Source organism: Microbacterium sp. P2_F9, assembly GCF_056403635.1.
On record NZ_JBFUFC010000147.1, the window covers coordinates 1 to 9548 of the forward strand.

Consider the following 9548-nt stretch of genomic DNA (forward strand, 5'->3'; position numbering starts at 1 on the left):
GGCCGAGGCATCCGCGTTTCGTCTCGCCTCGCATCGAGGAGCTCCGTCGTGAGCGGCACGTTCACCGTCGTGAACCCGGCCACCGCGCAGCCGATCCGCGAGATCGGGCGGGCGACGGTCGAAGACGTCGACGCCGTGATCGCGCGAGCCGTGCACATCCAGCGGGCCTGGGCGGGGATCGCGCCGGTCGCACGGGCCGACGCGTTGAGGCGCTTCGCGCGAGTTGTCGAGGAGCACGTCGAGGAATTGGCGCAGCTCGAGGTGCTGAACTCCGGGCATCCGATCGAGTCCGCGCGATGGGAGGCGTCCCACGTCGCCCAGGTGCTGAACTTCTACGCGGGGGCGCCGGAGCGCCTGAGCGGGCAGCAGATCCCGGTGTCGGGCGGGCTGGACGTGACCTTCCACGAGCCCTACGGCGTGGTCGGGATCATCGTGCCGTGGAACTTCCCCATGACCATCGCGTCCTGGGGGTTCGCTCCGGCGCTCGCCGCCGGCAACGCCGTCGTGCTGAAGCCGGCCGAGCTGACTCCGCTGACCGCGATCCGCCTGGGCGAGCTCGCACTCGAGGCGGGGCTGCCCGAGGGTCTGTTCGCGGTCGTGACCGGGTCCGGCTCGGTCGTGGGGCAGCGGTTCGTGACCCACCCGGATGTGCGGAAAGTCGTCTTCACCGGCTCGACCGAGGTCGGCGTCTCCGTCGCGGCGGGCTGCGCTCAGGGCCTCAAGCCGGTGACGCTGGAACTCGGCGGCAAGAGCGCCAACGTGGTCTTCGAGGACGCGAACCTCGAGCTGGCCGCAGCGATGGCGCCGGGCGCCGTGTTCGACAACGCAGGGCAGGACTGCTGCGCGCGCAGCCGCATCCTCGTGCAGCGGAGCGTCTACGATCGGTTCCTCGAACTGCTCGAACCGGCGGTGGCCGCATGGCGGGTGGGTGATCCTTCCCTCGAGGAGACGCAGATGGGCCCACTGATCTCGGCGTCTCACCGCTCCACCGTTGAAGGCTTCCTCGCCGGTGCGAACGTCGCCTTCCGCGGATCGGCGCCCAGCGGCGACGGGTTCTGGTTCGCGCCGACCGTCGTGCTCGCCGAGCGTGCCGACCGCATCGCGCGCGAGGAGGTCTTCGGCCCCGTCGTCGCGGTGCTGCCCTTCGAGGACGAGGAGGATGCCATCAGCCTCGCGAACGACACGATCTACGGGCTCGCGGGTTCGATCTGGACCGAGAACCTCGGCCGCGGCATCCGCGTCTCTCGCAAGATCAAGAGCGGCGTACTGTCGGTCAACTCGCACTCGTCGGTCCGCTACTGGACGCCGTTCGGCGGCATGAAGGCCTCGGGGCTCGGCCGCGAACTCGGGCCGGACGCCGCCGAGCACTTCACCGAAACGAAGAACGTCTTCTTCGCGACGGATGCCTCGTGACCGGCCGCGCCGCGGCTCTGCGGTCGCACTTCTGCCGCCCCACGACCCCGAGATTCCGCAGTGCTGAGACCAGCGGCATCCGAAACGGAGGAAACCCATGGATCTGACCCAGCGACTCAAGGACCGGGTGGCCATCATCACGGGCGGGGCGAGTGGCATCGGCCTTGCGACTGCGCGGCGCTTCGCGGCCGAGGGTGCCACGGTCGTCATCGCGGATGTCGATCCGACGGCGGGGGAGGCGGCGGCATCCGAAGTCGGCGGAGTGTTCCGCAGACTCGACGTGTCAGACGAGACGCAGGTGAATGATGTCTTCGACGCGGTGTTCGACCAATTCGGGCGCCTCGACATCGCGTTCAACAACGCCGGGATCTCGCCCGCTGACGACGACTCGATCGAGACCACGGAGCTCCCCGCATGGGATCGGGTGCAGGATGTGAACCTCAAGAGCGTCTACCTCTGCTCGCGCGCAGCGCTGCGCCACATGGTGCCGCAGGGGCGCGGCTCGATCATCAACACGGCGTCCTTCGTCGCGCTGCTGGGGTCGGCGACGTCGCAGATCAGCTACACCGCGTCCAAGGGCGGGGTGCTCGCGCTGACTCGGGAACTCGGGGTGCAGTTCGCCCGGCAGGGGATCCGGGTGAACGCCCTCTGCCCAGGTCCGGTGAACACGCCGCTGCTGCAGGAGCTGTTCGCGAAAGACCCGGAACGTGCGCAGCGGCGGCTCGTCCATGTGCCGATGGGGCGCTTCGCCGAACCCGAGGAGCTCGCCGCCGCCGTCGCATTCCTCGCCTCCGACGACGCCTCGTTCATCACCGCGTCCAGCTTCGTCGTCGACGGCGGGATCACCAACGCCTACGTCACGCCGCTCTGAGGCTGACCGTGTACCGTTCTCAGGATCGAACCCGCCGACGAGGCCTCCGGGTCTGCATTCCGCCCCACGGACGGCTGCAGTTCCTGAGTTCGGTACGGGAACGGCGGGGCACACGGTGAGCGATGCGCCGCTGCACGAGGTGCGCCGGGCCGTCTACCGACCCGTGCGCGAGGGCAACGCGCTCGAGGACACCGTCGCCCGGCTGGTGCAGACGATCCGGCTCGGCGTGGTCGCGCCGGGGGAGTCGCTGCCGCCCGAGCGGGAGCTCGCGGCGCGCTACGCGGTGAGTCGCGACACGGTGCGTGAGGCGATCCGCGAGCTCGCTGACACGGGCTTTCTGGTGCGCCGGCGCGGGCGGTATGGCGGCACCTTCGTCGCGGATCCGCTGCCTCGGCCTGCCGATCCCGGCACCGTGCCGAGCACCGAACTCGAAGACGTGCTCGGGCTCCGGCGCGTGCTCGAGGCGGGCGCCGCCCGCGCCGCAKCCGGCCGCACCCTCACGCCCGAGGCGCGCGCCGAGCTGTGGACCCGCCACGAAGAGGCCAGCGCGGCCGGCGAGACCGACTACCGGCGCCTCGACACCCTGCTGCACCTGACGATCGCAGAGGTCGCGGGCATCCCGTCCGTGGTGGCGCTCGTCGCCGAGAACCGCGCGCGGGTCAACGCCTGGCTCGACACCTTCCCGCTGCTGCCGCGCAACATCGAGCACTCGAACGAGCAGCACGAGCAGATCGTGACCGCGATTCTGGCGGGGCGAGCGGATGCCGCGGAAGCGGCGATCCTCGAACACCTGGCAGGTTCCGAGGCCCTGCTGCGCGGCTTCCTCGCCTGAGGCCAGGTGCCGGGCGCTCCCTTACGCTGGAGGGATGGCCGGTAAGAAGCGCGTGAAGAAGGTCTCGAAGAAGGAGCCGCCCGAGTTCCGCAACGTGGCGCTCGGCGACGCGCTCCAGGTGCAGGACATGGCGGCGATCGCGTTCGCGCTGCGGCACGGCCCGACAGTGGTCCCGCTCATGACGCCCGGTGCGCGCGACAACCCGCTCGACACCGGCGAGATCTGGACCTACCGCGACCCGAAGACGGGCGACGTCGCCCTGCTCCTCTTCAGTGACGCCGCGCACAAGCCCGCGAGCCTGCCGCCTGCCGTCGCGCTGCAGTCGCCAGGCGCGCTGCGTGCCTTCCTCGGCGTGTACGGCGACGAGATCACGACCGTGTTCATCGACATCGCGGGACCCCACCCGATGCAGGCCACCCCCGACGAGATCATCCGCGCGCTCGACGCCTGACGGTCAGTGGCTAGACCGCTGAGCGGATGTCGGTGTGTCCGAAGTCGTCGCCGACGAAAAGCAGCGCCTCGCGGCGCTYGGCGGCGAGTGCGTAGCTGAAGCAGTCACCGAAGTTGAGATTCGCCGGATGCCCCGACCCGCGGCCGTAGTCGTGGTAGGCCTGGCGGGCGATCTTCGCCTGCTCGGCAGTCAGCGGAACGATGTCGATCGCGAAGTCTGCGAGCACTTCGTCGAGGCCGCGCCCACTCAGAGGCCCGCGCGTGTCGGCGACGATTCCCGCTTCGACGTACGTCGCTGCCGACATGAGGCGCACCTCCGCGGCAGCGAGGGCCGCAGTGAGCGCCTCGTGGGTCGGCTCCTGACGGAGTATGGCGATGACCGCGGACGAGTCGACGATCATCGGGGAAGGCCCGTCTCGGGGTCGTAGAGGAAGTCTGGATCGGGAAGGTCCGCCATCCCGGGGACGGCCTGCCACTCCGCAACCGCCTGTCGGATCCGCCTTTCGCGCTCCGCCCGCTGGCGCTCGACGTCGAGCTCGGCGAGCTTCGCGCGCACGGCGACCTCGACGGCGGAGGTCTGGCTCACACCCAGCACCTGCGCGAGTTCGCGCACGGCGGCGTGCACTTCCTCGTTCTTGATGTTCAGGCTCATGGTAGAAGTCTACCGCCCACGTCTACCTTCGGTAGAAAGGGGTTCAGAAGTCCGGAACGCCCTCGCCTGCACTCGGCCGTCCACCGGCCCCGAGGTCGCGGAGGGCTCCCTTGAGGCTGCGAGACGAGGCGTCCACCACCGTTCGATACCCCAGCCGCTCGGCCTCGGCGCGGCGCTGCGCCGCCTGCGTGACGGGGCGCACCTCACCGGCGAGGCTCAGCTCGCCGATCGCGGCCGCGCCGCGGGGCAGGCGGCGGTCTGTCACGGCGCCGGCGACGGCGATCGCAATCGCGAGGTCGGCGGCCGGCTCCACCAGTCGTACACCGCCGACCGTGGACACGTAGACGTCGAGTTCCGACACTTTGATGTCCGCACGCCGCTCGAGCACGGCGAGGATCATCGCGACCCGCGCACCGTCGACGCCGCTGACGATGCGGCGCGGGTTGGGTCCGCCGTTCTTGATCGTCAGCGCCTGCACCTCGACCGGCATGGCGCGGCGGCCCTCGAGGGCGATCGTCACGCAGGTTCCGGCAACCGGGTCGCCGTGCCCGAGGAAGAGGGCGCTGGGATCGGGCACCTCGGCGATTCCGGCGCCGGTCATGTCGAAGCATCCGACCTCATCCGTCGGTCCGAAGCGGTTCTTGAGGGCCCGGACGAATCGCAGCGAGGTCTGCCGGTCGCCCTCGAACTGGCAGACGACATCGACCAAGTGCTCGAGGATGCGCGGGCCGGCGATCGACCCGTCCTTCGTCACGTGCCCGACGATGATGACCGGAAGACCGCGGTCTTTCGCGATGCGGATCAGGGTGGATGCCACTTCCCGCACCTGCGACGGGTGTCCTGCCATGCCCTCGGACAGGCCGGACGAGACCGTCTGCACGGAGTCGACGATGAGGAGTTCGGGGCGCACCTCGTCTACGTGCCCGAGGATCGTCGCCAGGTCGGTCTCGGCCGCGAGGTAGAGCTCATCGTGGAGGGCGCCGGTGCGCTCGGCGCGGAGACGCACCTGGGCGGTCGACTCCTCGGCGCTCGCGTAGAGCACGCGCCGTCCGGCGCGGGCGGACTGCGCGGCGACCTCGAGCAGCAGCGTGGATTTGCCGACGCCGGGCTCGCCGGAGAGGAGGATCGCCGCGCCGGGAACGACCCCGCCGCCGAGGACGCGGTCGAATTCGCCCACCCCGGTCGTGCGTCGTGGCGCCTCGGCGGTGCTCAGGCGCGTGATCGGCTGCGCGGCGCGACCGGCGGAGGGTGCGATCGGCGCGACCGTGCGGAGGATGCCGGTCTGCTCGGACGCCTCGACCACCGTGCCCCACTGCTGGCACTCGCCGCAGCGGCCGGCCCATTTCGGGGTCGTCCAGCCGCATTCGGTGCAGCGGTAAGGGGCCGTGGTCGGGCGGCGGGTGGCCATGGTTTCAGGGTAGCCGCGGGCCGCGACATCCCCTTCCGACCCTCCGGGTCACCCTTCGGTGCAATCGGCGCGGCCTGCGCCGCGAGGTCAGCGGAGCGAGTCCGCGCTCGCCCGGATCGCGTCCGCCGAGCGGTGGAACAGCTCGAGCTCGCGCTCATCGAAGGTCGTCTCGCGGATCGGTCGCGCGCCCGACGCGCTGACGATCGAGGGCACCGAGAGAGCGACCCCGCTCACGCCCTGGAAGTCATCGAGCACCGGCGACACCGGCATGACGGCGTGCTCGTCGTTGAGGATCGCCTCGATGATCCGCGCAGACGAGAGCCCGATGGCGTAGTTCGTCGCACCCTTGCCCTGGATGACCTTGTACGCGGCATCCCGAACGTCGATCGCGATCTCGTCGAGCTCGGCCACCGTCATCCGCGGGCCGTTCTCGGGCTGCCAGTCGAGGATCGGCACTGTCCCGATCGTCGCGTGCGACCACAGCGGAAACTCCGTGTCGCCGTGCTCGCCCACGATGTAGGCGTGCACGCTCGAGGTCKAGACCCCGGCGCGGCGGGCGAGCGCCCACCGCAGGCGGGAGGTGTCGAGCACGGTGCCGGACGCGAAGATGCGCTCGGGCGGGAGGCCCGTGGACTCCTGGGCGAGCACGGTCAGCACGTCGCACGGGTTCGTCACGATGACGAAGATCGCATCAGGGGCGGCCTCGCGAAGCTGCTTGCCCATCGACCGGAGGATGTTGGCGTTGACCCCGGCGAGCTCGATGCGCGACTGCCCGGGCTTCTGCTTCGCGCCGGCCGTGATCACCACGACATGCGAACCCTCGGCGACGGAGATGTCGCTGCCGCCGATAATGTCGCTCGACCCGGTGAACTGACTGCCGTGCGAAAGGTCGAGCACTTCGGCTTCGACCTTCTCGGTGGCGATGTCGTACAGGGCGACATGCCGCGCCGAACCCCGGATGAGGGCGGCATAGGCGACGCTGGAGCCGACAGCCCCCGCGCCGACAACGGTGACTTTCGAATTCTCGATCACGCTCATGGGGCCAGTCTGGCAGTGGCGGATGCCGCGGGCCAGAGTCTCCTTGTGAACATCTGTCGAAGGGCTCGGGCGTCCGTGGGCGCGCGGGTTCCCGCCCGCCGATGGCCGCGGGGCCATAGCCTGAAGGTGCGGTCGGGTGCGGCATCCGACTCCTCTCATGGACGGAGCCATCCGGATGGAATTCGGACTTCACATCGCTGACTTCACCTGGACCAGCGGACAGCAGCAGCTCGGGCCTGCGCTCGCGCAGCATGTGCGCAACGCCGAGGCGTCCGGCATCCAGCGCATCACAGTCATGGACCACTTCTGGCAGCTGCCCGGAATCGGTCCTGAGCATCACGAGATGCTCGAGGCCTATGCCACTCTCGGCTTCATCGTGGCGCACACCGAGAAGGTGCTGCTGCACACGCTCGTGACCGGGGTGATCTACCGCGAGCCGGCGCTGCTCGCGAAGCAGGTGACGACGCTCGACGTGCTGTCCGGCGGTCGCGTCGGGCTCGGAATCGGCGCCGCGTGGAACGAGCAGGAGTCTCGCGGACTCGGGTTTGCGTTCCCGCCGGTCGCGGAGCGGCTCCGTCAGCTGGAGGAGACGATCCAGATCTGCCTGCAGATGTGGTCCGAGGAGGAGGAGCCGTACGAAGGTGCGATCTGGCAGCTGGAGCGCGCGCTGAACTCTCCGCAGAGCATCACGCGGCCGCATCCGTATCTGATGATCGGCGGCGGGGGCGAGAAGAAGACACTGCGCCTGGTCGCCCAGTACGCGGACGCCTGCAACCTCGGCGTCAGCCCCGTCAGCGGCGAACTGCCGACGCACAAGCTCGACGTGCTGCGCGGGCACTGCGACGCGGTCGGGCGGGACTACGACGACATCGAGAAGACCGCGATGATCGGGGTGAACCCGCAGTCGTCGGCCGACTCGGTTGCTCCGACGGTGTCGGCGCTCGCCGACTTGGGGTTCGCGGCCACTTACGTGTTCTCGGTGGGGGTCGACGATCCCTCGCGGGTCGTGGACCTGATCGCGGATGTCGCGAAGAAGGTCGGCTGAGCTCGACGGTGGTGGGCATGGGGGAGTCAGGGACGCAGCTGCCGGTGATCCTGGTCGCGGATGCCGCGGCTGAAGGATCGGCTGAGTCTGCCCTTCGTCGGCGTTATGCCGATGACTACGAGATCGTCGGCGCRGCGGGCGATACGCACGGGGCGCTCGACCGGCTTCAGTCCGAGGGGCGTTCGGTCGCGCTGTTCCTAGCGGCTGATCCGGATCGGGGGATCGCCGGCGAGTCGGTCTTCAGCCATGCGCGCCGTACCTTTCCCGACGGCAAGCGCGGTCTGCTGATCAGCTGGGGAGAGTGGGCGGCCGTCTCGACTGCCGCGCGCGTACTCGAGCTGATGTCGCGGCTGCAGATCGATTACTACGTGGTGAGCCCGAGCTCGCCGTCGGACGAGGACTTTCACCGCACCGTGACCGAGTTCCTCAGCGAGTGGCGCGCGTCGACCGGCGGGCGCCGCGCGGTCGTCGTGATCGGCGAGGACCACTCGCCGCGCACGCACATCGTCCGCTCCCAGCTCGCGCGAGGCGGGGTGGCGGTGAGCGTCGTCGAGCCGGAGTCGCCGGAGGCCGTGCGCATCCTCGCCGCGGCGGGGGAGGTGTACTCGGGCGTGCCGCTGGTGCGGACCGTCGACGGTGCGCTGCTCGTGGATCCCGACGATGCCGCGATAGCACGGCTGGCGGGGATGTCCACCGATCTCCCGACCGAGCCGGTCGACGTCGCGATCGTCGGGGCCGGACCCGCAGGGCTCGCCGCCGCGGTCTACGCGGCTTCCGAGGGCCTGTCGACCGTCGTGCTCGAGGGTGACGGGCTCGGCGGGCAGGCGGGGTCGAGTTCGCTCATCCGCAATTACCTCGGCTTTCCGCGCGGGGTGAGCGGCAGCGAGCTCGCGAGCCGGGCGTACCAGCAGGCATGGGTCTTCGGCGCCGACTTCGCGCTCTCGCGTTTCGCCACGGGGCTGCAGATCGGCGAGACGTTCACGATCACCGTCGACGGCGTCGACCAGGTTCGGGCTCGCACCATCGTGCTCGCGACCGGAGTCTCGCTTCGGCGGCTGCGCGCGCCCGGACTCGAACGCTTTGTGGGTGCATCCGTCTTCTATGGAGCGTCCGCGGTGGAGGCGAAGGAGCAACAGGGGAGGACCGTGTACGTCGTGGGTGGCGGCAATTCCGCAGGCCAGGCAGCTCTGCACCTCGCCCGGTACGCGGCATCCGTCTCGCTCATCGTTCGAGGGGAGTCGCTCGCCGCAAGCATGTCGGCCTACCTGATCGAGCAGCTCGAAGGCCTCGGGGTTCACATCGTGCCCGAGACCGCGGTCGTGGACGCCCACGCCGATGCCCATGGCGAACGTCTCGCGGAGATCGTCGTCGAGGACGTGCCCTCCGGCGAGCAGCGGACACTGGAATGCCACGCGCTGTTCATCACGATCGGGGCGCGTCCCCAGACCGAATGGCTGCCGCCTGAGGTGCTGCGTGACCAGTGGGGTTTCATCTTCACGGGCTCGTCGGAGGCAGACGACGACGCACCCGAGCCGTGGCGCGGGCGCGCGGTGCCCGGGGCGCTGGAGTCATCGGTGCCAGGGATCTTCGCCGTGGGCGACACGCGGCGCAGTTCGATCAAGCGTGTGGCGACAGCCGTGGGCGAGGGTTCGGTGGTGATCTCCGCGGTGCATCAGCATTTGGCCGCGCGTCGGTCCCTGCCTTGACGCCATGCTCTGGCTGTCTGAGAGGGTGCTGATTCGCGGTGCCGCTCGTCGTGACGTAAACTCTCCTGCGGTGACGTGTCCGAGCGGCCGAAGGTGCAACTCTCGAAAAGTTGTGTAGGGTAACCCCCTACCG

10 protein-coding genes are annotated in these 9548 nt (G+C 69.8%); 6 read left to right on the plus strand and 4 right to left on the minus strand.

Features of this window, described 5'->3' with window-relative positions; all coding sequences use genetic code 11:
• Window positions 1-48 precede the first annotated feature (48 nt).
• The 4 genes from AC1DVT_RS14375 to AC1DVT_RS14390 all read left to right on the plus strand — a co-directional run bounded on the left by AC1DVT_RS14375 (window position 49) and on the right by AC1DVT_RS14390 (window position 3567).
• Window positions 49-1413 carry an aldehyde dehydrogenase family protein gene (locus AC1DVT_RS14375; RefSeq protein ID WP_477389723.1) on the plus strand — a complete coding sequence of 455 codons (1365 nt, stop codon included), beginning with the start codon at window positions 49-51 and terminating at the stop codon, window positions 1411-1413.
• A 97-nt stretch (window positions 1414-1510) separates the two neighbouring features.
• Entirely contained in the window at window positions 1511-2284 is a 774-nt protein-coding gene (locus tag AC1DVT_RS14380; RefSeq protein WP_477389724.1) for a 3-oxoacyl-ACP reductase, read from the plus strand.
• 115 nt (window positions 2285-2399) lie between these two features.
• Complete coding sequence (locus tag AC1DVT_RS14385; RefSeq protein WP_477389725.1) at window positions 2400-3116, plus strand: FadR/GntR family transcriptional regulator; 717 nt, start codon at window positions 2400-2402, stop codon at window positions 3114-3116.
• Between the two features lie 34 nt (window positions 3117-3150).
• Complete coding sequence (locus AC1DVT_RS14390) at window positions 3151-3567, plus strand: dehydrogenase (RefSeq protein WP_477389726.1); 417 nt, start codon at window positions 3151-3153, stop codon at window positions 3565-3567.
• Between the two features lie 10 nt (window positions 3568-3577).
• Here the strand turns inward: AC1DVT_RS14390 and AC1DVT_RS14395 are convergent, their stop codons facing one another.
• The 4 genes from AC1DVT_RS14395 to AC1DVT_RS14410 all read right to left on the minus strand — a co-directional run bounded on the left by AC1DVT_RS14395 (window position 3578) and on the right by AC1DVT_RS14410 (window position 6664).
• Window positions 3578-3967: a type II toxin-antitoxin system VapC family toxin gene (locus tag AC1DVT_RS14395; protein WP_477389727.1), complete on the minus strand. Its 390-nt coding sequence runs from the start codon at window positions 3965-3967 to the stop codon at window positions 3578-3580.
• Window positions 3964-4218, minus strand: coding sequence for a type II toxin-antitoxin system VapB family antitoxin (locus AC1DVT_RS14400; RefSeq protein ID WP_477389728.1), 255 nt, complete (start codon window positions 4216-4218; stop codon window positions 3964-3966). Before AC1DVT_RS14400 ends, AC1DVT_RS14395 begins: the two co-directional genes overlap by 4 nt.
• Before the next feature lie 43 nt (window positions 4219-4261).
• On the minus strand, window positions 4262-5626 hold the full coding sequence (gene radA / locus AC1DVT_RS14405; protein ID WP_457100803.1) for a DNA repair protein RadA: 1365 nt from the start codon (window positions 5624-5626) through the stop codon (window positions 4262-4264).
• A gap of 87 nt (window positions 5627-5713) precedes the next feature.
• A complete protein-coding gene (locus tag AC1DVT_RS14410) occupies window positions 5714-6664 on the minus strand; it encodes an L-lactate dehydrogenase (protein ID WP_477389729.1) in 951 nt (316 codons plus the stop codon).
• 157 nt (window positions 6665-6821) lie between these two features.
• On the opposite strand from AC1DVT_RS14410, the gene AC1DVT_RS14415 reads away from it, so the two are divergent.
• Both AC1DVT_RS14415 and AC1DVT_RS14420 read left to right on the plus strand, forming a co-directional pair.
• Entirely contained in the window at window positions 6822-7709 is an 888-nt protein-coding gene (locus AC1DVT_RS14415; protein ID WP_477389730.1) for an LLM class F420-dependent oxidoreductase, read from the plus strand.
• Between the two features lie 17 nt (window positions 7710-7726).
• Window positions 7727-9415, plus strand: coding sequence for an NAD(P)/FAD-dependent oxidoreductase (locus AC1DVT_RS14420; protein WP_477389731.1), 1689 nt, complete (start codon window positions 7727-7729; stop codon window positions 9413-9415).
• Window positions 9416-9548: the final 133 nt, after the last annotated feature.